At 61.1% G+C, this 22,823-nt stretch carries 21 protein-coding genes and 3 pseudogenes; 11 read left to right on the top strand and 13 right to left on the bottom strand.

Annotated elements, in window-relative coordinates:
- Positions 1-146: 146 nt before the first annotated feature.
- Positions 147-842, top strand: a complete 696-nt coding sequence (locus LOY35_RS19610) for an HAD-IA family hydrolase (RefSeq protein WP_258625823.1) — start codon at positions 147-149, stop codon at positions 840-842.
- A 70-nt stretch (positions 843-912) separates the two neighbouring features.
- Here the strand turns inward: LOY35_RS19610 and LOY35_RS19605 are convergent, their stop codons facing one another.
- Positions 913-1,659, bottom strand: a complete 747-nt coding sequence (locus LOY35_RS19605) for a 3-oxoacyl-ACP reductase family protein (RefSeq protein WP_258625821.1) — start codon at positions 1,657-1,659, stop codon at positions 913-915.
- A 125-nt stretch (positions 1,660-1,784) separates the two neighbouring features.
- Here LOY35_RS19605 and LOY35_RS19600 point away from each other — a divergent pair, with 125 nt between their 5' ends.
- Positions 1,785-2,708 (top strand): LysR family transcriptional regulator, encoded by a 924-nt coding sequence (locus LOY35_RS19600; RefSeq protein ID WP_258625820.1) that lies wholly within the window; start codon positions 1,785-1,787, stop codon positions 2,706-2,708.
- A gap of 144 nt (positions 2,709-2,852) precedes the next feature.
- Here the strand turns inward: LOY35_RS19600 and LOY35_RS19595 are convergent, their stop codons facing one another.
- From LOY35_RS19595 to LOY35_RS19585, 3 genes are all read right to left on the bottom strand, one after another.
- Positions 2,853-3,581 (bottom strand): aspartate/glutamate racemase family protein, encoded by a 729-nt coding sequence (locus LOY35_RS19595; protein ID WP_258625819.1) that lies wholly within the window; start codon positions 3,579-3,581, stop codon positions 2,853-2,855.
- A 60-nt stretch (positions 3,582-3,641) separates the two neighbouring features.
- Positions 3,642-5,171, bottom strand: a complete 1,530-nt coding sequence (locus tag LOY35_RS19590) for an NCS1 family nucleobase:cation symporter-1 (RefSeq protein ID WP_258625817.1) — start codon at positions 5,169-5,171, stop codon at positions 3,642-3,644.
- 455 nt (positions 5,172-5,626) lie between these two features.
- Positions 5,627-6,367: a phosphoadenylyl-sulfate reductase gene (locus LOY35_RS19585; protein WP_258625815.1), complete on the bottom strand. Its 741-nt coding sequence runs from the start codon at positions 6,365-6,367 to the stop codon at positions 5,627-5,629.
- 156 nt (positions 6,368-6,523) lie between these two features.
- Between LOY35_RS19585 and thrH the strand changes: the two genes are divergently transcribed.
- The gene (gene thrH, locus LOY35_RS19580) at positions 6,524-7,141 is read left to right on the top strand and encodes a bifunctional phosphoserine phosphatase/homoserine phosphotransferase ThrH (protein WP_258625812.1); all 618 of its coding nucleotides are present in this window, start codon (positions 6,524-6,526) and stop codon (positions 7,139-7,141) included.
- Positions 7,142-7,260: 119 nt separating this feature from the next.
- Here thrH and pabB read toward each other — a convergent pair whose 3' ends face one another.
- The 7 genes and pseudogenes from pabB to LOY35_RS19545 all read right to left on the bottom strand — a co-directional run bounded on the left by pabB (position 7,261) and on the right by LOY35_RS19545 (position 12,914).
- The gene (gene pabB / locus LOY35_RS19575) at positions 7,261-8,604 is read right to left on the bottom strand and encodes an aminodeoxychorismate synthase component I (RefSeq protein ID WP_258625808.1); all 1,344 of its coding nucleotides are present in this window, start codon (positions 8,602-8,604) and stop codon (positions 7,261-7,263) included.
- 280 nt (positions 8,605-8,884) lie between these two features.
- Positions 8,885-9,019 (bottom strand): annotated as a pseudogene (locus LOY35_RS19570) (alpha-L-glutamate ligase-like protein); the annotation flags it as partial.
- Positions 9,020-9,207: 188 nt separating this feature from the next.
- A pseudogene (locus tag LOY35_RS19565) lies at positions 9,208-9,342 on the bottom strand (alpha-L-glutamate ligase-like protein); the annotation flags it as partial.
- Positions 9,343-9,529: 187 nt separating this feature from the next.
- A pseudogene (locus LOY35_RS19560) lies at positions 9,530-9,664 on the bottom strand (alpha-L-glutamate ligase-like protein); the annotation flags it as partial.
- 188 nt (positions 9,665-9,852) lie between these two features.
- Positions 9,853-10,839, bottom strand: coding sequence for an alpha-L-glutamate ligase-like protein (locus tag LOY35_RS19555; protein ID WP_258625806.1), 987 nt, complete (start codon positions 10,837-10,839; stop codon positions 9,853-9,855).
- On the bottom strand, positions 10,839-12,371 hold the full coding sequence (locus LOY35_RS19550) for an inactive transglutaminase family protein (RefSeq protein ID WP_258625804.1): 1,533 nt from the start codon (positions 12,369-12,371) through the stop codon (positions 10,839-10,841). Before LOY35_RS19550 ends, LOY35_RS19555 begins: the two co-directional genes overlap by 1 nt.
- 6 nt (positions 12,372-12,377) lie before the next feature.
- Positions 12,378-12,914, bottom strand: a complete 537-nt coding sequence (locus LOY35_RS19545) for an ATP-dependent zinc protease (RefSeq protein ID WP_258625802.1) — start codon at positions 12,912-12,914, stop codon at positions 12,378-12,380.
- A 291-nt stretch (positions 12,915-13,205) separates the two neighbouring features.
- Here LOY35_RS19545 and LOY35_RS19540 point away from each other — a divergent pair, with 291 nt between their 5' ends.
- The 5 genes from LOY35_RS19540 (at position 13,206) to prpF (ending at position 20,008) form a co-directional block, all read left to right on the top strand.
- On the top strand, positions 13,206-13,919 hold the full coding sequence (locus LOY35_RS19540; protein ID WP_258625800.1) for a GntR family transcriptional regulator: 714 nt from the start codon (positions 13,206-13,208) through the stop codon (positions 13,917-13,919).
- The gene (gene prpB / locus LOY35_RS19535; RefSeq protein ID WP_024776829.1) at positions 13,916-14,806 is read left to right on the top strand and encodes a methylisocitrate lyase; all 891 of its coding nucleotides are present in this window, start codon (positions 13,916-13,918) and stop codon (positions 14,804-14,806) included. The genes LOY35_RS19540 and prpB overlap by 4 nt, the downstream gene beginning before the upstream one ends.
- A 57-nt stretch (positions 14,807-14,863) precedes the next feature.
- The gene (gene prpC / locus LOY35_RS19530) at positions 14,864-15,991 is read left to right on the top strand and encodes a 2-methylcitrate synthase (RefSeq protein WP_258625797.1); all 1,128 of its coding nucleotides are present in this window, start codon (positions 14,864-14,866) and stop codon (positions 15,989-15,991) included.
- 196 nt (positions 15,992-16,187) lie between these two features.
- On the top strand, positions 16,188-18,779 hold the full coding sequence (acnD, locus tag LOY35_RS19525; RefSeq protein ID WP_258625795.1) for a Fe/S-dependent 2-methylisocitrate dehydratase AcnD: 2,592 nt from the start codon (positions 16,188-16,190) through the stop codon (positions 18,777-18,779).
- A gap of 26 nt (positions 18,780-18,805) precedes the next feature.
- Entirely contained in the window at positions 18,806-20,008 is a 1,203-nt protein-coding gene (gene prpF, locus LOY35_RS19520; RefSeq protein WP_258625793.1) for a 2-methylaconitate cis-trans isomerase PrpF, read from the top strand.
- A gap of 156 nt (positions 20,009-20,164) precedes the next feature.
- Here the strand turns inward: prpF and LOY35_RS19515 are convergent, their stop codons facing one another.
- A complete protein-coding gene (locus LOY35_RS19515) occupies positions 20,165-20,623 on the bottom strand; it encodes a VOC family protein (protein WP_144931419.1) in 459 nt (152 codons plus the stop codon).
- 103 nt (positions 20,624-20,726) lie between these two features.
- Positions 20,727-21,179 carry a redox-sensitive transcriptional activator SoxR gene (soxR, locus tag LOY35_RS19510; protein WP_258625790.1) on the bottom strand — a complete coding sequence of 151 codons (453 nt, stop codon included), beginning with the start codon at positions 21,177-21,179 and terminating at the stop codon, positions 20,727-20,729.
- A gap of 91 nt (positions 21,180-21,270) precedes the next feature.
- On the opposite strand from soxR, the gene LOY35_RS19505 reads away from it, so the two are divergent.
- The 3 genes from LOY35_RS19505 (at position 21,271) to LOY35_RS19495 (ending at position 22,725) form a co-directional block, all read left to right on the top strand.
- Positions 21,271-21,636, top strand: coding sequence for an antibiotic biosynthesis monooxygenase (locus tag LOY35_RS19505; RefSeq protein ID WP_258625788.1), 366 nt, complete (start codon positions 21,271-21,273; stop codon positions 21,634-21,636).
- Between the two features lie 111 nt (positions 21,637-21,747).
- Positions 21,748-22,014, top strand: coding sequence for a hypothetical protein (locus tag LOY35_RS19500; RefSeq protein ID WP_258625786.1), 267 nt, complete (start codon positions 21,748-21,750; stop codon positions 22,012-22,014).
- Between the two features lie 96 nt (positions 22,015-22,110).
- Positions 22,111-22,725, top strand: a complete 615-nt coding sequence (locus LOY35_RS19495; protein ID WP_055127052.1) for a LysE family translocator — start codon at positions 22,111-22,113, stop codon at positions 22,723-22,725.
- Positions 22,726-22,823 lie beyond the last annotated feature (98 nt).

Raw genomic sequence — 22,823 nt, 5'->3', positions numbered from 1 at the left:
GACAGCGCCTACGGGGTGTTCGTAAGATTTTCCGTTGCCTCTTCCAGGCCCCCTCGCTATTCTGCTGAATCCTTTAAGGCAAACACGTTGCTCCGGTCGCGCCTGAGCCGTCCCCGGAATGTTGTGTTGATAACGGATCAGATGCGATGAATGCACCGTTGAAAGAGTTTGGCCCGATCAAAGCCGTGATTTTCGACATGGATGGGCTGTTGCTGGACACCGAGGGCATCTACACCGAGGTCACGTCTATCATCGCCGAGCGTTATGGGCGTACGTTTGACTGGAGCGTCAAGCAGAACATCATCGGCCGGGGTGCGGGGGATCTGGCCCGCTATGTGGTCCAGGCCCTGGAACTACCAATCACCCCGGAGGAATTCCTGGTGATCCGCGAGCCCTTGATGCGCGAGCGTTTTCCCCATGCCCTGGCGATGCCGGGTGCCGAGGAACTGGTGCGTCACCTCAAGGCCAGCGGCGTGCCCATCGCGGTGGGCACCAGCTCATCGCGCCATACCTTCGCCTTGAAAACCACCCTGCACCGGGACTGGTTCGCGCTGTTCGACTTCATCGTCACGGCGGACGATCCGGAAGTGGGCGCGGCAAAACCGGCACCGGATATCTTCCTGGTCGCGGCCCGTCGCCTGGGCGTCGATCCTGGTGATTGCCTGGTGTTCGAGGATTCACCGTTCGGCGTCACCGCCGCGAAGGCGGCGGGCATGACGGCCATCGCCATCCCGGATCCGGCCATGGCCGACGAAAAATATACCCACGCCGACGGGATCATCCGTTCGCTGAAAATGTTCCAGCCAGGGCTCTGTGGCCTGCCGGAGCTGGAGCGAGCCTGAAAACCCACGGCGGTACAACGAAACGCCGGTCATGGTTGACGCCATGACCGGCGTTTTTTTCATGCCCGGATCAGGCGCCGAAACCACCGTCGATGGTCAGGCTGGCCCCGGTGATATAGGCCGCTTCCGGACCCGCCAGGTAGGCGACGAAGCTGGCGATTTCGTCCGCCTTGCCGTAGCGCCCGACAGCCATCAGCGCCATCAGGCTGGAGGCGAAGTCGCTGTCGGCCGGGTTCATGTCGGTGTCGACCGGGCCTGGCTGTACGTTGTTGACCGTGATGCCTCGCGGGCCAAGGTCACGGGCCAGGCCTTTGGTCAGGCCCACCAGTGCGGCTTTGCTCATGGCATAAGGGGCTCCGCCGGCAAAGGGCATGCGGTCGGCGTTGGTGCTGCCGATATTGATCACCCGACCGCCTTCGCTCATGTGGCGTGCGGCAGCCTGGGTGGCGATGAACACGCTGCGTACGTTGATGGCCAGGGTCTGGTCGAAGTCTTCGAGCTTGAACTCGTCCAGCGGTGCCATTGCCAGGACGCCGGCGTTGTTGACCAGGATGTCCAGCCCGCCGAAGGCCTCGGCAGTCGCTTCGACGGCGTTGCGGATGGCATCGGCGTCGGCGCTGTCGGCCTTGATCGCCAGGGCCTTGCCGCCCGCTGCCGTGATGCTGTTCTGCAGTTCTTCAGCCTTTGCGGTTGAGCTGACATAGGTGAAGGCGACAGCGGCGCCTTCGGCGGCCAGGCGCTTGACGATGGCGGCGCCGATGCCGCGGGAACCGCCCTGGATCAAGGCGACTTTACCGTTCAGTGTTTGAGTGCTCATGATGTTCTCCAAAATGTACCGGGGCGAGATGCCGCGGCGATGGGGTGAGTATCAGGATGCGACGCCAGCTTGTGTAGACGGTCTTTGCTACAGTCTGTATCAACCAAAAGTTTAGAGTGGCGCCAATGGAGACTTTCAGCAGTATCGAATGCTTTGTGCGTAGCGCTGAAGTCGGCAGCTTTGCCGAAGCCGCACGACGCCTGAGCGTGACCCCGGCGGCAGTGGGTAAAAGCGTCGCCAAGCTTGAGGCGCGTCTGGGGGTGCGGCTGTTCCAGCGTAGCACCCGTAGCCTGACACTGACTGAAGCGGGCCAATTGTTCCTGGGTGAAGTGAGCGGCAGTCTCAATACCATCCAGAACGCCGTCGCCAACCTCGCCAGCGCGGGTGGACAACCGGCAGGTACGCTGAAGGTGAGCATGGGCACCGTGTTCGGTCGATTGTATGTGGTGCCATTGTTGGGGGATTTCCTGCGGCGGTATCCGGCAATCAATCCGGACTGGCATTTCGATAACCGTCAGGTGGACTTGATCGGCCAAGGTTTCGATGCGGCCATTGGCGGTGGGTTTGAGCTGCCCCAAGGAGTGGTCGCGCGCAAGCTGACGGTGGCTCACCGGGTATTGGTCGCAGCGCCATCCTATGTGCAGCAACAGGCTCCGGTGGTCGAGCCGGAAGACCTGGCGCAGCACCAGGGTATCTTGATCCGTTCACCGCAGACCGGTCGCATCCGCTCATGGCAACTGACCAGCCGCACCCGGCAACACAGCCCGTTGACACTGAAAGCGCGCATGACCATGAGTGATTCGGAAGCCGCCTGCGCCACCGCAAGCCAAGGGCTGGGGATTGCCCTGGTGAGTATGCCGTTCGCCGTGCCCTATCTGCAGAGCGGTGCGTTACAACGGGTCCTGCCGGACTGGTACGTCGACGACGGCAACATCTCCATTTATTACGCCGAGCACAAGCTGCTGCCGGGCAAGACCCGGGCGTTTGTGGATTTCATCATCGAGCAGTTCGCCGCGCAGGGGTTGGGGGAGCGGTTCAGTGCGGTTTGAGCCTGGCTTCAGACCGTGTCGGCCCTATCGCGAGCAGGCTCGCTCCCACAGGGTTGTGGTGTTAGAAAATCTTCTGATCACCGCAAATCCAGTGTGGGAGCGAGCCTGCTCGCGATGGGGACAACGCGGTCCAGAGCTGAGAACTCACCGCCCAAACCGCCCCGGCCAGCCAATGATGGTCTTGGGCCGAGGCGTCGCATAGGTGCGCACTTTCGAAGTCGACAGCCCCAGCCGCACCAGGGATTCGGCAATGGTCACCGCCGCCGTCACCCCATCGACCACCGGCACCCCGGTGCGTTGGCGGATCTGTTCATCGAGCCCGGCCATGCCGCCACAACCCAGGCAGATGACTTCGGCCTTGTCCTGGCTGACTGCCAGTTCGGCCTGGCGGACGATGGCTTCGACCGCCCGCTGCGGGTCTTCCTCCAGCTCCAGCACCGCCAGGCCACTGGCCCGTACCGAGGCGCAGCGGTCGTACAGGCCGGACAGCTTGAGACGGTCTTCGATCAGCGGCACGGTGCGGTCCAGGGTGGTGACCACCGAATAGGCATGGCCGAGGAACATGGCGGTGCTGGCGCCAGCGTCGGTGATGTCCACCACCGGGACGTCGAGCAGTTCCTGCAGACCTTCACGGCCATGCTCGCCGTAGCCGGCCTGGATCACCGCGTCGAACGGCTGGTCGTAGGACATCACCCGATCCATCACGGCGATGGCGGCCAGGTAACTTTCGAAATTGCCTTCAACGGATTCGGCACCGAAATGCGGGGTGAGCCCGACGATTTCGGTGCCGGGTGCGGCCACGGCCTGGGCTTGCCGGGCGATGGCCTCGGTGATGGATTCGGTGGTGTTGACGTTGACCACGAGAATTCGCATGAGCAGGTTCCTTTAACGCAGAAAAAACGGCGGCCCGGACCGGCGGGCCGCCTTGAACGATCAATGGCTGACGTTATCCACAGCGATGGATTCACCGCTGACGTCCTCGTAATACGCCTGGCGCTTGGCGATGATCAGGTACAGCAGGCCGGCAATCGAAGCGCCGATCAGCCAGGAGAACGGTGAAACACTGTCGAAGCCGGGCACCAGCGCCAGGACGATCGCGATCAACGCCGCCGGAATGAATGCCGCCACGGCCCGCAGGTTGACCCCGTTGCTGTAGAAATACGCACCGTTCGGATCCTCGCTGTACAACTGCGGCACGTTGATGCGGCCTTTTCGCAGCAGCCAGTAATCGACCATGATCACGCCGTACAGCGGGCCGAGCAGGGCACCGAGGCCAGACAGGAAGTACACGATCACCAGCGGGCTGTTATAGAGGTTCCACGGCAGGATCAGCACGGCGATGGCGGCGCTGATCAACCCGGCGCGGCGGAAGTTCAAGTACTTGGGCGCCAGGTTGCTGAGCACGAAGGCCGGGGCGACGAAGTTGGCCATGATGTTCACCGCCACAGTGACGATCAGGAACGCCAGGCAGCCGAGCACCAGGAAAAAGGTGTTGGGGATCGAGGCGATGACCTGGGTCGGGCTCTCGATGATCTGTCCGTTGATCTGGAACTGCGCACCGCACAGCAGGACCGTAATGGCGGCAAACACCAGGATATTCACCGGCAGCCCCCAGAAGTTGCCGACAATGATGGTCCGACGGCACGGCGAAGAACGGGCGAAGTCACAGAAGTTGAGCACCAGCGTGCCGTAGATCGCCAGCCACAGCGCGCCGCCGGCGAAGATATTGCGCCACATCTTGCCGCCGGTCAGCGGTTCGCGGATCGACCAGGCAATGGTTGCGTCGGCCTGGGTGTACATCCATCCGGCCAGGGCCGCGACGGTCACCAGGATCACCGGCCCGGCGAAGCCTTCGTAACGGCGTACCGTTTCCATCCCGTAGGCCAGGATCAGCAGTTGCACGAACCAGATCGACACGAAACACACCCAGCCCAGGCTCGACAGGCCAAGGATCGAGTTGTGGTCGTAGTCGGCGAAGCCTGGATGAATCGCCGTCAGCAACACCCGGAAAACCACCGACGCGAGGTAGGTCTGAATGCCAAACCAGGCGATGGCGATGACGGCCCTGATCAATGCGGGAATCTGTGCGCCGTGGATGCCGAAGCTGATCCGGCTGATGACCGGGAACGGCACCCCGGTCTTCTGGCCCATGTAGCCGGACAGGTTCATGAAACCGTACACCAGGGCCGCGCCGATCCCCAGGGACAGCAGGATCTGCCAGCCGCCCAGGCCCAGTGCATAGAGGCCGATGGCAAAGGAGTAGTTGGCGATGTTGTGTACGTCGTTGGTCCACAGGGCAAAGATGCTGTAGCGACCCCAGCGTCGACCTTCGGCCTTGGTCGGCGCCAGGTCCTTGTTGTGCAGCCTCGGACTCAAGGCCAGGGTGGCGATGGTTTGATCATCGAAGGCAGTGGTGGGTGAGGGTAGATCCAGCGCGATGTTGTTAGAGAGACTTGTACGCATTCCGGCAGGCTCCTGATTCTCGGCGCAGCGATGACTGTGCATGAGCGCGGAGCTCGGCAATCTTCGTCGCGGCGCGGCAAGCATCATTGGTGATGGGGCATCTGCAGCCTGTACGGGATAGGGCGCTTCAGGCTTGCGGATCTAAAGTGTGTGTATGTTTTATTTGGTTTGTATACAAAACACTTGTCGTCTCAAGCCAGATTTGTGCCATTCAAAGATCTAATAATGACGACCTTGATTTCGATTAGTTATCGATCAGCGATAACTTGCTGAAATTTGGTGCTAATAAATTGACCGTCGAACAGGTATTTATTTTCTTTAGAACGGGAGGGGAACGGCGAAGCTCGGCAGCAGGAAGGCGAAGGTGTAACTTTTCGGTGCATTACATGGAGGAATGCACACAAAAAATGCCACTTGAAGTGACATTTTTGTGTACAGAAAGTCCGGCTACGTTATCAAGCCTTGGATTTGCTGATGATGTTACCGGCGTGCAAGCCGCATTCCTTCTGCGTCGCTTCCTCCCACCACCAGCGGCCTTCGCGTTCATGCTGGTTCGGCAGTACCGGGCGGGTGCAGGGCTCGCAGCCGATGCTGATGAAGCCGCGCTCATGCAGGCTGTTGTAGGGCAGCTCCAGCATGCGGATGTAACCCCAGACTTCCTCGCTGGTCATTTGCGACAGCGGGTTGAATTTGTACAGGGTGCGCTCCGGCGTGGAGAACGCCGTGTCGATTTCCAGCACGGCCACCTGGCTGCGAGTGCCTGGGCTCTGGTCGCGGCGCTGGCCGGTGGCCCAGGCGCGGACGTCGGACAGCTTGCGGCGCAGCGGCTCGATCTTGCGGATGCCGCAGCATTCGCCATGGCCGTCCTTGTAGAAACTGAACAGACCCTTTTCCTTCACGAAAGGCTCCAGTTTCGTATGGTCCGGTGAGATCAGTTCGATGTCGATCTTATAGTGCTCTCGGACCTGATCGATGAACCGATAGGTTTCCGGGTGCAGGCGACCGGTGTCGAGGCTGAACACCTTGACGTTCTTGTTCAGCTTCCAGGCCATGTCCACCAGCACCACATCCTCGGCGCCGCTGAAAGATATCCACAGGTCATCGCCGAATTCGGCGAAGGCCAGCTTGAGGATGTCTTGTGGAGACTTGTTGGCATAAGTCGTGGCGAGTTCCACGACGTCAAACGATGGGCTCATCAGGCGGTTTCCTACAGGTCGGTGGCGCTGCGCGCTCTATAGGACGCTGATGGTAACAAAACCGGCCGGGACTGGCGCGTTCCTGTGCGTTGCGGCTAGAGTCGGCAGGCCGTTTGTTCCGCTCAACCGATAAACATCCAAAAATGGGAGTGTCTTGTGGAAATTGCCTGTCTCGACCTGGAAGGGGTGCTGGTCCCGGAAATCTGGATCGCCTTCGCCGAAAAAACCGGGATTGAATCCCTCAGGGCAACCACTCGGGATATTCCCGATTACGACGTACTGATGAAGCAGCGGTTGCGCATCCTCGACGAGCATGGCCTCAAGCTCTCCGACATACAGGAGGTGATTGCTTCCCTCAAGCCGCTGGACGGCGCCATCGAGTTTGTCGACTGGCTGCGCGAGCGCTTCCAGGTGGTGATTCTTTCCGACACGTTCTACGAGTTTTCCCAACCCCTGATGCGCCAATTGGGTTTCCCGACCTTGCTCTGCCATCGTCTGATCACGGATGAAGGCGGGCGGGTGACGGGCTATCAACTGCGTCAGAAAGATCCCAAGAGGCAGTCGGTCCTGGCCTTCAAGAGCCTGTACTACCGGGTGATTGCGGCGGGAGATTCCTACAACGACACCACCATGCTCGGCGAAGCCGACGCCGGCATCCTGTTCCATGCGCCGGACAACGTGATCCGGGAATTTCCGCAGTTCCCGGCGGTGCACAGCTTTGCCGAATTGAAACAGGAGTTCCTCAAGGCCTCGAACCGCAACCTGAGCCTGTAAACACAATCCCTTTGTGAGAGCGAGCCTGCTCGCGATAGCGTTGGTTCAGTTGCATTGATCTTGACTGACACGACGCTATCGCGAGCAGGCTCGCTCCCACAGGGAAAGTTGTGTGGTGGTTAGAGGCTCTGCAGGGTATCAAGCAGCACTTTGACCTTGGTAATCGACTCCTGATACTCCGCCTGCCAGTCCGAATCCGCGACAATCCCGCCGCCGCCCCAGCAACACACCTGTCCGTCCTTGACCAGCAGGCTGCGGATGGCGATGGAGCTGTCCATTTCTCCGCGCACGTCCAGGTACAGCAACGAGCCGCAATACAGCCCGCGGCGGGTGGGTTCGAGTTCGTCGATGATCTGCATGGCGCGGATCTTCGGGGCGCCGGTGATGGAGCCGCCGGGGAAGCTGCCGGCGATCAGGTCCAGGGCATCCTTGCCGTCGGCCAGTTCGCCGGTCACGCTGCTGACCAGGTGATGCACGTTCGGGTAGCTTTCCAGACTGAACAGCTCCGGCACGCGCACCGAACCGATCCGGCAGGTGCGGCCCAGGTCGTTGCGCAGCAGGTCGACGATCATCAGGTTTTCCGCCCGGTCCTTGGGGCTGGCCAGCAGTTCGGCGGCGTGGGCCGCGTCTTCGCTGGGCGATGTGCTGCGCGGCCGGGTGCCCTTGATCGGGCGGGTTTCCACATGGCCGTCGCTGACTTTGACGAAGCGTTCGGGCGACAGACTCAGCACCGCACCACCGTCGGGCAGGCTCTGGAAGCCGGAAAACGGCGTCGGGCACGCCGCCCGCAGCGCCTGATAGGCGGCCCAGGCATCCCCCTGGCAGGGCGCTCGGAAGCGCTGGGCAAAGTTGACCTGATAACAATCACCGGCCTGGATATAACCGTGGATGCGTTCGATGGCCTGCCGATATTCATCGGCGTTGAGGTCGGGAGCCATCGGGCTTTCAAGTCTGAAGCCGGCCTTTGCTGCCGGGGCTGGCTGGCTGAACAGCGCGATCAGGCGCTGGCGTTCGCTTTCGCCGCAATGCGGGTGGAACACCAGTTGGCTGGTACCGGCCTGGTGGTCGCTGACCAGCGCCCAGTCGTAGACGCCGAAGCCGGCATCGGGCAGTTGCAAGTCGTCTTTGGCGTGAGAGGGCAGGGCTTCGAGGTGTCGGCCGAAGTCATAACTCAGGTAGCCGATCAGGCCGCCGGCGAAGGGCAATTGCAGGGGGGGCGGTAGCACGGCGTGCCCCAGTTGCGTCAGTTGAGTGCGCAAACGTTGCAGGAAATCGGTACCGCTCTCTTCCGGCAGCACCGCCAGTTGTTCCAGCGGCCAAGCACTGAGCAAATCATAACGCCCACGTTCCGCAGTGGGCCGGCCGCTGTCGAGCAGCACGCTTCCCGGGGCATGACGAATCGCCGCGAAATACTCGGCGGGGTTGGCGCGGTAGGGTAATGGGTGTACGGAACAGGTCGGCATGGGCGGGGCAGATCAGCCATTGAGGCGGGGGGGCGATTGTAATCCCTGTGTAGGATTTGCTCCTAGAGGGATGTCGGAGATGAGCAAGTCCGGGGTTCTGAGCTACCTGCAGTATGAGCCCTTGTGGCGAGGGGATTTATCCCCGCTGGGTTGCGAAGCAACCCCAAACCCTGACACTTCGGTGTATCAGACAGATTGAGTTAACTTTGTTGGGGCTGCTTCGCAACCCAGCGGGGATAAATCCCCTCGCCACAGGTTTTCTATTAAACCGCTTAAGTGCTTAGCCCTCGACCGGAGGAATATGCCCAAACAACTCCTGGGCAAACGCCACCCGCTCTTCCACGGTTTCAACGACGCCCCGGGCTTTTAGCTGCTCCAGGTGTGCTTCCACGGCGTGGGTGAGCAGGCTCAGGCCGGGCGTTCAGCTCCAGAGTCTGAACGACATTGTGGCGAGGGGATTTATCCCCGCTGGGTTGCGAAGCAACCCAAAATCCTGACACTTCGGTGTATCAGACAGATTGAGTTAACTTTGTTGGGGCTGCTTCGCAACCCAGCGGGGATAAATCCCCTCGCCACAGGTTTTCTATTAAACCGCTTAAGTGCTTAGCCCTCGACCGGAGGAATATGCCCAAACAACTCCTGGGCAAACGCCACCCGCTCTTCCATGGTTTCAACCATGCCCCGGGCTTTTAGCTGCTCCAGGTGTGCTTCCACGGCGTGGGTGAGCAGGCTCAGGCCGGGCGTTCAGCTCCAGAATCTGAACGACCTTGTGGCGAGGGGATTTATCCCCGCTGGGTTGCGAAGCAACCCCAAACTCTGACACCTCGGTGTATCAGACAGATTGAGTTAACTTTGTTGGGGCTGCTTCGCAACCCAGCGGGGATAAATCCCTCGCCACAGGTTTTCTATTAAGTCGCTTAAGTGCTTAGCCCTCGACCGGTGGAATATGCCCAAACAACTCCTGGGCAAACGTCACCCGCTCTTCCATGGTTTCAACCATGCCCCGGGCTTTTAGCTGCTCCAGGTGTGCTTCCACGGCGTGGGTGAGCAGGCTCAGGCCGGGCGTTCAGCTCCAGAATCTGAACGGCCTTGTGGCGAGGGGATTTATCCCCGCTGGGTTGCGAAGCAACCCCAAATTCTGACACTTCGGTGTATCAGACAGATTGAGTTAACTTTGTTGGGGCTGCTTCGCAACCCAGCGGGGATAAATCCCCTTGCCACAGGTTTTCTATTAAGCCGCTTAAGTGCTTAGCCCTCGACCGGAGGAATATGCCCAAACAACTCCTGGGCAAATGCCACCCGCTCTTCCACGGTTTCAACGACGCCCCGGGCTTTTAGCTGCTCCAGGTGCGCTTCCACGGCGTGGGTGCGCAGGGTCAGGCCGCAGTCGTTGGCGATTTGGATGTTCAGCCCCGGCCGGGCGTTCAATTCCAGGATCAGCGGACCTTTTTCCTGATCCAGCACCATGTCCACGCCGATGTAGCCCAGCCCGCACAGCTCATGGCAGCCGGCGGCCAGCTTCATGAAACCGTCCCAGTAGGGCAGTTGCACACCGTCTACCGCGTTGGTGGTGTCGGGGTGTTTGGCGATGATGTTGTTCAGCCAGGTGCCGCGCAGCGTCAGGCCGGTGGCAAGGTCCACGCCCACACCGATGGCGCCTTGGTGCAGGTTGGCCTTGCCACCGGACTGGCGGGTTGGCAGGCGGAGCATGGCCATCACCGGATAGCCCATCAGCACGATGATGCGGATGTCCGGCACGCCTTCATAACTGATGCTCTTGAAGATCTGGTCCGGCACCACGCGGTATTCGATCAGCGCCCGGTCCCGGTGTCCGCCCAAGGAGTACAGGCCGGTGAGGATGCTGGAAATATGGTGCTCGATTTCCTCGTGGCTGATGATCTTGCCAGACACGGTGCGATAGCGGCCTTCGAAGCGGTCGGCGATCACGACGATGCCGTCGCCGCCAGCACCCTGGGCCGGCTTGATCACGAAGTCGGTGCGCCCGCCGATAATTCCGTCGAGCTTATCGATTTCCTTCTCGGTGGAAATGATCCCGTACAGTTCCGGTACGTGGATGCCGGCGGCGATGGCCCGTTCCTTGGTGATGATCTTGTCATCGACAATGGGGTACAGGCTGCGTTTGTTGTACTTGAGCACGTAGTCGGCATTGCGTCGGTTGATGCCCATGATGCCCCGGGCTTCCAGGGCCTTCCAGGTTTTCCAGAAACCGAACATTACGAGTCAGCCTTGAGAAAGGCCTTGAACCGCACCAGCTCGGTCAGGCGGTAGCCGCGATAGCGACCCATGGCCAGCATGAAGCCCACCAGGATCAGCAGGATCGCCGGGAAGGTGAAGACGAAGTACACCAGCTCCGGCACGCTCATGATCAGGTGTGCCAGGGCTGCGGCGAACAGGGTGCCGATGGCGACCTTCATGGCATGGCCGCCGCCGCGCTCTTCCCAGGTGATGGACAGGCGTTCAATGGTCATGGTCAGGATCACCATCGGAAACAGCGCCACCGACAGGCCGCGCTCCAGACCCAGCTTATGGCTGAACAGGCTGATGGCGGCGATCAGCACCACCACGAACGTCAGCACCACCGAAAGCCTTGGCAGCATCTGCAACTTGAGGTGTTCCAAGTAAGAGCGCAGTGACAGGCCCAGGGCCGTGATCACCGTGAACAGGACAATCCCGAAGCCCAGCTGAGTCTCGCGGAAAGCCAGGGCAATCAGCACCGGAGTAAAGGTCCCCAGGGTCTGCAGGCCGATCAGGTTGCGCAGCACCAGGATCACCAGCACGCCGATGGGGATCATCACCATGATCATGAACGTCTGCTGGGTTTGCAGCGGCAGGCCGTAGAGCGAATATTCGAGGAAGTTGGCGTCGGTGTTCTCGTCCGTCAGCTTGGCCAGGCGAATGGCGTTCATCTCGCTGTTGTTCATGCTGAAGGTGACGGTGGCTTTCTTGCCGCCATCGACGGTGATCAGGTTCTCATCACCGGTCCACCACAGCAGGCGGTCGGTGGGCAGGCCCTGTTCGCCGGTGTCCGGGTTGAAATACAGCCAATCGTTACCGTTGAAGCTGCGCAGCCACAGTTCCGGCGTTTGCGGCTGTTCGGCCGCCAGGCGGATGGTGTGGACCTTTTCCACCGGTACATGGGCGATGGACAGCACCAGCTCGACGATTCTGGCCTTGTTGCTCGAGGACGGGTCGCCAGCCAGCAGCAGCTTGACGTTGTCGTCGTTGAGGTTGTTGACCCGCTTGATGGCTTCGCTGATGAAGGTCTCGACGTCGGCCGAGTGCTGGCGGATCGGCGCGAGCAGGGCTTCGGCGGCGATCTTCTCCGGGCCTTCAATGGCGATGCTGTCGCGGAAGGTGGGCCCCTTGACCTTGGTTTTTTCGGCGCTGTAGCGCTTGGTCAGCACCAGGCGGTAGTAGAGGGTCTGGCTGCCTTTGGCCCGGCGGGCCGACCACGTCACTTTGCGGTTGCCGTCGATCCGGTTCACCGCTACGCCGTAATTGTTGGAAATGAAACTCTCGTTGAGGCTGACGTAGTCGCGGCTCAGGGGCGGCACGAACATCTGGATCTTCACCGGGTCCTTGGCGTTGGGTACGAACTCGACCTTGGCGTCGATGTTCCACAGGTCGTCCGTGGCGTCTTCGGTCACCGGGATGCCGAGCACGAAAATCTGATAGGCCGTCACCGACAGGCCCAGCACCACCAGGATGGCGATCAGCATTTTCAAATGGAGGGTAAGGGAGCGCATTGGAAATTACTCTGCGGTAAGAGCGGCATTGGTGCAGGCGGGTTTGCCGGCAGCGTATTTGAGACTGGGGTCGACCAGTGCGTCGAAGCGTTTGAGTGCCTCGGAACCGATCAGCAACGGGTATTGGAAGGCGCTGCGGTCGGTCAGGTTCACTTCGATGCCGCGCAGGGCCGAGCCCATGCAGATATCCAGTTCGATGACCGGCCGGGCCGTGTATTTCTTGCCTTCTTCCGGGTCGTAATCACCGGCGCGGCGTTTGATCTTGCTGACCCGGGCCAGCGGGCGTTCGATGGGGTGCGAATGGGCCGCGTCGATGGCGAGGTAGAAACGCACCCAGGATTCGCCATTGCGTTTGAAGCGCTTGATGTCGCGGGCACTGAGGGAGGCGGTCTTGGCGCCGGTGTCCAGCTTGGCGGCAACCTCCAGGTCGATGCCCTGCAGCGCTGCATATTCGTTGAGGCCGTACACGGTCTTTTCACCTGCCGCGGCGAGCCCCGGCAGGCACATGAAGCAGAGGACAGCGGATAAGGGCTTGAATGTCATAGATCCTGGTGCACGGCGTTCCGTTTATCGGTTCAGGCCCTGGCATTACTGCACAAGCTCCTTCGGTAGCCTTCTCTCTCTATTAATAAGAGCAGGAGAGCGGCAAACAGCGCGGCATTCTAGCACGGTGGTTTTCTGACGCCACCGCCGACCGGATCCGGCGGACCCAATGAAGAGACAGTTATGGTGGAGGGGGTTATTAGACGATTGTCGACAATGTGGTTTTTTGTTTTGACGTATTCGCTTTGATTGGGTAGTTTTTGCCGTATTGATTCTCAAGGTGTCGACAATATGCTCGATCAGCTCGAAACGCCGGTGCTGGCCCAGGATGATTCGGAAACCCTTTCCGAAAACGTCTTCCGGCGTATCCAGGCCGCCATCGTCAAGGGTGAGATTGCCCCCGGCAGCAAGATCTCCGAGCCCGAGCTGGCCCGTACCTACGGCATCAGCCGGGGTCCACTGCGCGAAGCGATCCATCGCCTGGAAGGCCAGCGCCTGCTGGTGCGGGTGCCGCATGTCGGTGCCCGGGTGGTGTCCCTGAGCCATGCCGAGTTGCTGGAACTCTACGAAATCCGCGAGTCCCTGGAAGGCATGGCCTGCCGCCTGGCGGCCGAGCGCATGACCCTGGCGGAAATCGACGAACTGCGCCAGGTCCTGGAAACCCACGAGCGCGACGCGGCATTTCAGGCCGGTGTCGGCTATTACCAACAGGAAGGCGATTTCGACTTTCACTATCGGATCATCCAGGGCAGCGGCAACCGCACCCTGACGCAAATGCTCTGCGGCGAGTTGTATCAACTGGTGCGCATGTACCGCATCCAGTTTTCCACCACGCCCAACCGTCCGCGCCAGGCCTTTGCCGAGCACCACCGGATTCTCGATGCCATCGCCGACCGTGACGGCGAACTGGCTGAATTATTGATGCGCCGGCACATCGACGCTTCCAAACGCAACATCGCGCGTCATTTCCAAGACAGCGCCGCCACTGAACGAGGTGAGTCATGAGTTCCAGCAAGAGCACGCCAGGCCAGCGATTCCGCGACGCGGTCGCCACCGAGCACCCGTTGCAGGTGGTTGGCACGATCAACGCCAACCATGCGCTGCTGGCCAAGCGCGCCGGCTTCAAGGCGATCTACCTGTCGGGCGGTGGCGTGGCGGCCGGTTCCCTCGGCGTGCCGGACCTGGGCATCACCGGCCTGGATGATGTGCTGACCGATGTGCGGCGGATCACCGACGTGTGCGACCTGCCGTTGCTGGTGGACGTGGACACCGGTTTCGGTTCCTCGGCGTTCAACGTGGCCCGCACCGTCAAGTCGATGAGCAAGTTCGGCGCGGCGGCGATCCACATCGAAGACCAGGTCGGCGCCAAGCGCTGCGGCCATCGGCCGAACAAGGAAATCGTTTCGCAGCAGGAAATGGTCGACCGCATCAAGGCGGCCGTCGATGCCCGCACCGACGACAGCTTCGTGATCATGGCCCGCACCGATGCCCTGGCGGTGGAAGGCCTGGAGTCCGCGTTGGACCGTGCGGCCGCGTGCATCGAGGCCGGTGCCGACATGATCTTCCCCGAAGCGATTACCGAACTGGAGATGTACAAGCTGTTCGCCAGCCGCGTGAAGGCGCCGATCCTGGCTAACATTACCGAGTTCGGCGCGACGCCGCTCTACACCACCGAACAGCTGGCCGGTGCCGACGTGTCCCTGGTGCTGTACCCGTTGTCGGCGTTCCGCGCGATGAACAAGGCTGCCGAGAACGTCTACACCGCGATCCGTCGCGACGGCACGCAACAGAATGTCATCGACACCATGCAGACCCGCATGGAGCTCTACGATCGCATCGACTACCACACCTTCGAGCAAAAGCTCGATGCGTTGTTCGCTGCGAAAAAGTAACGGGCGAAGCCCTGCAACGTGCCGATTCCCTACAAATTCAAGAACTGGAGATAGCAAATGGCCGAAGCAAAAGTACTCAGTGGTGCCGGGCTCCGTGGCCAGGTAGCCGGCCAAACCGCCTTGTCCACCGTGGGCCAGTCCGGTGCCGGCCTGACCTACCGTGGCTATGACGTTCGCGACCTGGCGGCGGATGCGCAATTCGAAGAAGTGGCTTACCTGTTGCTGTACGGCGAACTGCCGACCCAGGCGCAGTTGGAGGCTTACATCGGCAAACTGCGTCAATTGCGCGATCTGCCCCAGGCTCTGAAGGAAGTACTGGAGCGCATTCCCGCCGACGCCCATCCGATGGACGTGATGCGCACCGGTTGCTCGTTTCTCGGCAATCTGGAACCCGAGGCAAGCTTTTCCGAACAGCACGACAAGACCGACCGCCTGCTGGCTGCATTCCCGGCGATCATGTGCTACTGGTATCGCTTTAGCCACCAGGGCCAACGCATCGAATGCGTGACCGACGAAGCGTCCATCGGTGGCCATTTCCTGCACCTGCTGCACGGCAAGAAACCGAGCGAGCTGCACGTCAAGGTGATGAACGTGTCGCTGATCCTCTACGCCGAGCATGAATTCAATGCTTCGACCTTCACCGCCCGCGTCTGCGCCTCGACCCTGTCGGACCTGTTTTCCTGCATCACCGCGGCGATTGGCTCGCTGCGTGGCCCGTTGCATGGCGGCGCCAACGAAGCGGCCATGGAAATGATCGAGCGCTTCGACTCGCCGGAAGCGGCAATCAAGGGCACCCTGGCGATGCTGGAGCGCAAGGACAAGATCATGGGCTTCGGCCACGCGATCTATAAGGACAACGATCCGCGCAACGAGGTGATCAAGGGTTGGTCGAAAAAACTCGCCGATGAAGTGGGCGACACCGTGCTGTTCCCGGTTTCCGAAGCCATCGACAAGACCATGTGGGAGCAGAAGAAGCTGTTCCCCAACGCCGATTTCTACCATGCCTCGGCGTACCACTTCATGGGCATCCCGACCAAGCTGTTCACGCCGATCTTTGTCTGCTCGCGCCTGACCGGCTGGGCCGCCCACGTGTTCGAACAACGCGCCAACAACCGCATCATCCGCCCGAGCGCCGAATACACCGGCGTCGAACAGCGCAAGTTCGTGCCAATCGAACAACGCTGAGCCCGGAGGGTTTAACCGCCGGTACTGGAGAAACCCGGAACCCTGTGGGAGCGAGCCTGCTCGCGATACGTCGGGTCAGCGACATCATTGTTGGCTGACCCACCACAATCGCGAGCAGGCTCGCTCCCACAGGGGAACAGGTTCACTTCAATGCTGCGCCAGCCCCTCCTGAACCCACCGTGACCGAGTCCTGACGATGAACACAGAATTTCGCAAACCGCTGTCCGGCACTTCGCTGGATTATTTCGACGTTCGCGGTGCCGTGGATGCCATCCGCCCCGGCGCCTACGACGGCCTGCCGTACACTTCGCGCGTGCTGGCGGAAAACCTGGTGCGTCGCTGCGACCCGGCCACCTTGCGCGAGTCGCTGCTGCAACTGATCGAGCGCAAGCGCGACCTGGACTTCCCATGGTTCCCGGCTCGAGTGGTGTGCCATGACATTCTCGGCCAGACCGCCCTGGTGGACCTGGCCGGTCTGCGCGACGCCATCGCCCAACAAGGTGGCGACCCGGCGCAAGTCAACCCGGTGGTGCCGACCCAACTGATCGTCGACCACTCCCTGGCAGTGGAAAGCGCCGGCTCCGACCCCCAGGCATTTGCCAAGAATCGTGCGATTGAAGACCGCCGCAACGAAGACCGCTTCCACTTCATCAACTGGACCAAAAAGGCCTTCAAGAACGTTGACGTGATTCCGCCGGGCAACGGGATCATGCACCAGATCAACCTGGAAAAGATGTCCCCGGTGATCCAGCAACGGGACGGCGTCGCCTTCCCCGACACCTGCGTGGGCACCGACAGCCATACGCCTCATGTCGACGCCTTGGGTGTGATCGCCATCGGCGTCGGTGGGCTGGAAGCCGAGAGCGTCATGCTCGGTCGCGCATCGTGGATGCGCCTGCCGGAAATCGTCGGCGTCGAGCTGACCGGCAAGTTGCAACCGGGCATCACCGCCACCGACATGGTGCTGGCGCTGACCGAGTTCCTGCGCAAGCAAAAGGTCGTTGGCGCCTGGCTGGAGTTTTTCGGTGAAGGCGCCCAGGCGCTGACCCTGGGCGACCGCGCCACCATCTCCAACATGGCCCCGGAATACGGCGCCACGGCGGCGATGTTCTACATCGACCAGCAGACCATCGACTACCTGAAGCTCACCGGTCGCGAAGACGCGCAGGTGCAATTGGTGGAAACCTATGCCCGGCAAGTGGGCCTGTGGGCCGACAGCCTCAAGGGCGCGCAATACGAGCGCGGCCTGAGTTTCGACCTGTCCTCGGTGGTGCGCAACATGGCCGGGCCGAGCAACCCTCATGCCCGCGTCGCGACCGCCGATCTGGCGGCCAACGGCATCGCCGGGCAATGGACCGACGTGCCAGGGCAGATGCCCGACGGCGCGGTGATCATCGCCGCTATCACCAGTTGCACCAACACCAGCAACCCGCGCAACGTCATTGCCGCAGGCCTCCTGGCGCGTAATGCCAATCGCCTGGGGCTGGCCCGCAAGCCGTGGGTCAAGTCGTCCCTGGCACCGGGTTCGAAAACCGTGGCGCTGTATCTGGATGAGGCCGGCCTGACCAAGGAGCTGGAGCAATTGGGCTTCGGCGTGGTGGCCTTCGCCTGCACCACTTGCAATGGCATGTCTGGCGCGCTGGACCCGGCGATCCAGCAGGAAATCATCGACCGCGACCTGTACGCCACCGCCGTGCTGTCGGGTAACCGCAACTTCGATGGACGTATCCATCCATACGCCAAGCAGGCGTTCCTCGCATCACCGCCATTGGTGGTGGCCTACGCCATCGCCGGGACCATCCGTTTCGACATCGAGAAGGATGTGCTGGGCGTGGTGGACGGTCGGGAAATCCGTCTCAAGGACATCTGGCCGAGTGACGAGGAAATCGAAGCGGTGGTCAAGGCTTCGGTGAAGCCGGAACAGTTCCGCCAGGTGTACATCCCGATGTTCGCCATCCAGGAAGACACCGGGCCGAAAGTCACGCCGTTGTACGACTGGCGTCCGCAAAGCACCTACATCCGTCGTCCGCCGTACTGGGAAGGGGCGTTGGCGGGGGCGCGGCCGCTCAAGGGCATGCGTCCGTTGGCGGTGCTGCCGGACAACATCACCACCGATCACCTGTCACCGTCCAACGCAATCATGCTGGACAGCGCCGCTGGCGAATACCTGGCGAAAATGGGCCTGCCGGAAGAAGACTTCAACTCCTACGCCACGCACCGGGGCGACCATCTGACCGCCCAGCGCGCCACCTTCGCCAACCCGAAACTGTTCAACGAAATGGTCCAGGAAAACGGCAAGGTCAAGCAGGGTTCCCTGGCACGGGTCGAGCCTGAAGGCAAAGTCATGCGCATGTGGGAAGCCATCGAAACCTACATGGAACGCAAGCAGCCGCTGATCATCATCGCCGGTGCCGACTACGGCCAGGGTTCGTCCCGGGACTGGGCGGCCAAGGGTGTGCGCCTGGCCGGAGTCGAGGCGATTGCCGCCGAAGGCTTCGAGCGCATCCATCGCACCAACCTGGTGGGCATGGGCGTGCTGCCGCTGGAGTTCAAACCCGGCACTGATCGCAAGACCCTGGGCATCGATGGCAGCGAGATCTATGACGTAATTGGCGAGCGCACCCCACGTGCGACGTTGACGTTGGTCATCACCCGCAAGAACGGTGAGCGCGTTGAAGTGCCGGTGACCTGCCGTCTCGATACGGCTGAAGAGGTGTCGATCTATGAAGCGGGTGGCGTGTTGCAGCGCTTTGCCCAGGACTTTCTTGAATCGGCGGTCGCCGTTTAAATCTCACGATAGGGAGTAGGTGCTTCATGGCTCATGCACCACGCTTTTCACCACAGATCAAAATCCCCGCCACCTACATGCGCGGGGGCACCAGCAAGGGCGTGTTCTTCAAATTGACGGACCTGCCCGAAGCCGCCCGTGTCCCAGGCGCGGCGCGCGATGCCTTGCTGCTGCGGGTCATCGGCAGCCCCGACCCGTATGAGAAACAGATCGACGGCATGGGCGGGGCGACGTCCAGCACCAGCAAGACGGTGATCCTGTCCAAGAGCGACCAGGCCGACCACGACGTCGATTACCTGTTCGGCCAGGTCTCCATCGACAAGCCGTTCGTGGACTGGAGCGGCAACTGCGGCAACCTGTCGGCGGCGGTGGGATCGTTTGCCATCAGCAGTGGCCTGGTGGAGCCCAGCCGCATTCCGCAAAACGGCGTGGCCGTGGTGCGGATCTGGCAGGCCAACATCGGCAAGACCATCATTGCCCACGTGCCGATGACCGATGGCGCGGTGCAGGAAACCGGTGATTTTGAACTCGACGGGGTGACTTTCCCGGCGGCAGAAGTGCAACTGGAATTCATGGCCCCGGCCGCCGAGGAAGAAGGCGGGGGCGGTTCGATGTTTCCCACCGGCAACCTGGTGGACGACCTGGAAGTGCCTGGCGTCGGTACGCTCAAGGCAACCCTGATCAATGCCGGGATCCCGACGATTTTCATCAATGCCCGAGACGTCGGTTATACCGGCACTGAGCTGCAGGGCGCCATCAACGGTGATCCAAAGGCCTTGGCGATGTTTGAAACCATCCGCGCCCACGGTGCCCTGCGCATGGGGCTGATCAAGCAACTGGACGAAGCCGCCCAGCGCCAGCACACGCCGAAAGTGGCGTTTGTCGCGCCGCCGGCGGAGTACGTTTCATCGAGTGGAAAAGCCGTAGCGGCGGGTGACGTCGACTTGCTGGTGCGGGCGCTGTCCATGGGCAAGCTGCACCACGCCATGATGGGCACCGCCGCCGTCTCCATCGGCACCGCTGCCGCCATTTCCGGCACCCTGGTGAACCAGGCTGCCGGCGGTATCGAGCGCAACGCCGTGCGCTTCGGCCACCCGTCCGGCACCTTGCGCGTCGGCGCCGAGGCCAGCCAGGCCAACGGCGAATGGACGGTGACCAAAGCCATCATGAGTCGCAGCGCGCGGGTGTTGATGGAAGGGTTCGTGCGGGTACCGGCAGACACGTTCTGATTCACTACAAAGGATCTGGGTGAAATCACCGCTGATCATTGTGGGAGCGAGCCTGCTCGCGATAGCGTCGGGTCAGCAACATCATTGTTGGCTGACACACCGCTATCGCGAGCAGGCTCGCTCCCGCAAGGTTGCGGTTTGACTGACCGGCCCGGTTCAGCCCTGTTGAAACATCTCCCTGGCCCGTTGCTCGATCTGCTCCTGAGTCAGATCTTCCTTGTGGGTGGCCAGGAACCACACATGCCCATAGGGATCCTTCAAGCTGCCGGAACGATCGCCATAGAACTGATCCTTGACCTCGGCGATCACCGTGCCTCCGGCGGCGATCGCCTGGGCGAACATGCGGTCCACATCCTCGACATATAAGTGCAGGCCCACCGACGGCGATTGGTCCGGATTGCGCAGCGGGCCTTGATCGCACGGCGTGCCGAGCATGATCGGGCTGCCGCCGATCCGCAGTTCGGCATGACCGATGCCACCGTCGGGCATTGCCAGGCGCATGACTTCAGTAGCATTGAAGGCTTTTTTGTAGAACTCGATGGCTTCGGCGGCTTTATGAATGCCCAGGTAGGGCGTAATGCTGTGGAAACCTTCGGGAATGGCTTTGACGCCCATGACGTTTCTCCTTTTTTGTATCGGGCGAAGAGAGGCTTCGTCGATTTGCGCCCATTCACTATAGGCCAGTGATTTCGAGTCGACCCACGTCCCGACGAACGCCTTACGACTCGTCCAGCAGATGTGCACCCGGCCCGCGCTCGCCCAGCACATCGCCCTGGTTACGCAGCGGGCAAGCCTCCATCGACAGGCAACCGCAGCCGATACAACCGTTCAGCCGGTCGCGCAACGCCATCAATTGGTTGATGCGTCTATCCAGGTCCTGGCTCCATTGCACCGACAGAACCTGCCAATCGGCAGCCGTTGGGGCGCGATCGTCCGGCAGGGTCTTCAATGCTTCGCCGATCTCCGCCAAGGGAATCCCCAGGCGCTGGGCAACCTTGATCAGCGCCACGCGCCGCAACACCCCTCGGGGATAGCGGCGTTGGTTGCCCTGGTTGCGGGTGCTTTTGATCAGGCCCTTGGTTTCATAGAAGTGCAGGGCGGTGACGGCCACGCCGCTACGGGCGGCCACCTGGCCAACGGTGAGTTCCTTGTGGATGTCTATCTGTGCCATAGCGGATTCATTGCTTGACCTTGACTTAAGTGGAGGTTTTACGCTGCACGCCTTCGGATCGCAAGATTCTTACGTTTGTCGAGGACCTTTCATGCACTCATCAAGGAACAATCGCAGCTTCACCCAACTGATCGAATTCGACATCGAGCCTCACTGGCAACAGGCGCTGATCACCGCCCTGTCGGAGCAGACCGAGCGCCTGGCGCGGGAGCATCAGGGCTTCCTGAGTGCCAGCATCCAGGTCAGCGAGGACGGCAGGCGCGTACTCAACTATTTGCAGTGGCAAACCCGCGAAGCGGGTGAGGTGGCGTTTCGACGGTTTGAAAGCGGTGAGCAGGATTTCTGGTGGCTGATCCAGGCCCACCGGGCCAAAGCCGTGACGTTTGGCTCGTTCCAGATGGTCCACAGCATCGAACGCAGCCCGGATAATGCGCTGCAGTGTCAGCTGGTTGGTTGAGGGTAATGAGGGATCCGGAGGGGCGATACCCACTATCAAGAGGGTTGATTTCTGCCGTGCGGGGCCGGCGGGTAGCCTTTGTTCATCGCCCCACGACACCGGACACTCGTCATGAATCGTATCCTTGCCGTTTCGCTGCTGTTGGTCGCCACCGTATTGAGCGGTTGTGCCGCCTCGTCGCCTGAACTGCGCCCCTACACCGCCGAAGAAACCCGCGAACTGGCCCTTGAAGCCTTGAATCGCCGGGGCCTGTCGTTCGATGAATATCACGCGAAAAAAGCCGAGTTGCTCGGTCCATCGCAGAAAAACAGTGGTTTCGACGATCGCGGTGAAATGAGCGCCGGACAGCCGGTGCAGTTGTCTGGAAAGCCAAGCTGAGAGACTGTACCGCCAGAAGTTTTACCCAACTGTCCATGGGTTTGCGACAGGACCAAGAGTAGGGTCATCACCTGACCACACGACGGACTGACCGCCATGACCCTTTCGCTGGACCTGCTGCTGGGCTTCGCCCTGTTTGCTCTTGTCACCTCGATCACACCGGGCCCCAACAACACCATGTTGCTGGCTTCGGGCGTGAATTTCGGCTTCAACCGCACCATCCCCCACATGCTGGGCATCAGCTGTGGTTTCTTTGTCCTGGTGCTGGCGGTGGGCTTTGGCCTGGGCGCGGTGTTCCAGGCGTATCCGCTGCTTTACACCGTACTGCGCTACGTTGGCGCGGCGTACCTGTTGTATCTGGCATGGAAAATTGCCCACTCCGGCCCGGTTTCCGAGAGCGAGTCAGGTAAGCGCACGCCGATCAGCTACTGGGGCGCCGCGGCATTTCAATGGGTCAATCCCAAGGCCTGGATCATGGCCATCGGAGCCATCAGCACCTACACGCCGCTTCAAGGCTACTTTTTCAATGTGGTGGTGATCGCGGCCGTGTTCGCCCTGATCAACCTGCCCAGTGTCAGCCTGTGGGTGGTCTGCGGCAGCCTGTTGCGCAACCTGCTGCGTGATCGTCGCTGGCTGCGTCTGTTCAACTGGGGAATGGCGTTGTTGCTGGTGGCCTCGCTGTATCCGTTGTTGCTTGAAAGCATGAGATGAGGGGCTGAGCTTCGACTGGATGCCTGCTAAGCTCGCTGTTCAGGAGCGTTCCTACGCACTTTTAAACGAAGTCTCACTTCTTTAAGGTTGATCGGGTA

It is taken from the genome of Pseudomonas sp. B21-028, from assembly GCF_024749045.1.
In the GTDB taxonomy this organism is placed as follows: Bacteria; Pseudomonadota; Gammaproteobacteria; order Pseudomonadales; family Pseudomonadaceae; genus Aquipseudomonas.
The sequence above is the reverse complement of the archived record's forward strand: the minus strand, read 5'-3'. Positions and strand labels throughout refer to the sequence as shown.

Coding starts and splice junctions, on each gene's coding strand:
- LOY35_RS19610 (WP_258625823.1), top strand. CDS start 147: ATGAATGCACCGTTGAAAGAGTTTGGCCCGATCAAAGCCGTGATTTTC.
- LOY35_RS19605 (WP_258625821.1), bottom strand. CDS start 1,659: ATGAGCACTCAAACACTGAACGGTAAAGTCGCCTTGATCCAGGGCGGT.
- LOY35_RS19600 (WP_258625820.1), top strand. CDS start 1,785: ATGGAGACTTTCAGCAGTATCGAATGCTTTGTGCGTAGCGCTGAAGTC.
- LOY35_RS19595 (WP_258625819.1), bottom strand. CDS start 3,581: ATGCGAATTCTCGTGGTCAACGTCAACACCACCGAATCCATCACCGAG.
- LOY35_RS19590 (WP_258625817.1), bottom strand. CDS start 5,171: ATGCGTACAAGTCTCTCTAACAACATCGCGCTGGATCTACCCTCACCC.
- LOY35_RS19585 (WP_258625815.1), bottom strand. CDS start 6,367: ATGAGCCCATCGTTTGACGTCGTGGAACTCGCCACGACTTATGCCAAC.
- pabB (WP_258625808.1), bottom strand. CDS start 8,604: ATGCCGACCTGTTCCGTACACCCATTACCCTACCGCGCCAACCCCGCC.
- LOY35_RS19555 (WP_258625806.1), bottom strand. CDS start 10,839: ATGTTCGGTTTCTGGAAAACCTGGAAGGCCCTGGAAGCCCGGGGCATC.
- LOY35_RS19550 (WP_258625804.1), bottom strand. CDS start 12,371: ATGCGCTCCCTTACCCTCCATTTGAAAATGCTGATCGCCATCCTGGTG.
- LOY35_RS19545 (WP_258625802.1), bottom strand. CDS start 12,914: ATGACATTCAAGCCCTTATCCGCTGTCCTCTGCTTCATGTGCCTGCCG.
- LOY35_RS19540 (WP_258625800.1), top strand. CDS start 13,206: ATGCTCGATCAGCTCGAAACGCCGGTGCTGGCCCAGGATGATTCGGAA.
- prpB (WP_024776829.1), top strand. CDS start 13,916: ATGAGTTCCAGCAAGAGCACGCCAGGCCAGCGATTCCGCGACGCGGTC.
- prpC (WP_258625797.1), top strand. CDS start 14,864: ATGGCCGAAGCAAAAGTACTCAGTGGTGCCGGGCTCCGTGGCCAGGTA.
- acnD (WP_258625795.1), top strand. CDS start 16,188: ATGAACACAGAATTTCGCAAACCGCTGTCCGGCACTTCGCTGGATTAT.
- prpF (WP_258625793.1), top strand. CDS start 18,806: ATGGCTCATGCACCACGCTTTTCACCACAGATCAAAATCCCCGCCACC.
- LOY35_RS19515 (WP_144931419.1), bottom strand. CDS start 20,623: ATGGGCGTCAAAGCCATTCCCGAAGGTTTCCACAGCATTACGCCCTAC.
- soxR (WP_258625790.1), bottom strand. CDS start 21,179: ATGGCACAGATAGACATCCACAAGGAACTCACCGTTGGCCAGGTGGCC.
- LOY35_RS19505 (WP_258625788.1), top strand. CDS start 21,271: ATGCACTCATCAAGGAACAATCGCAGCTTCACCCAACTGATCGAATTC.
- LOY35_RS19500 (WP_258625786.1), top strand. CDS start 21,748: ATGAATCGTATCCTTGCCGTTTCGCTGCTGTTGGTCGCCACCGTATTG.
- LOY35_RS19495 (WP_055127052.1), top strand. CDS start 22,111: ATGACCCTTTCGCTGGACCTGCTGCTGGGCTTCGCCCTGTTTGCTCTT.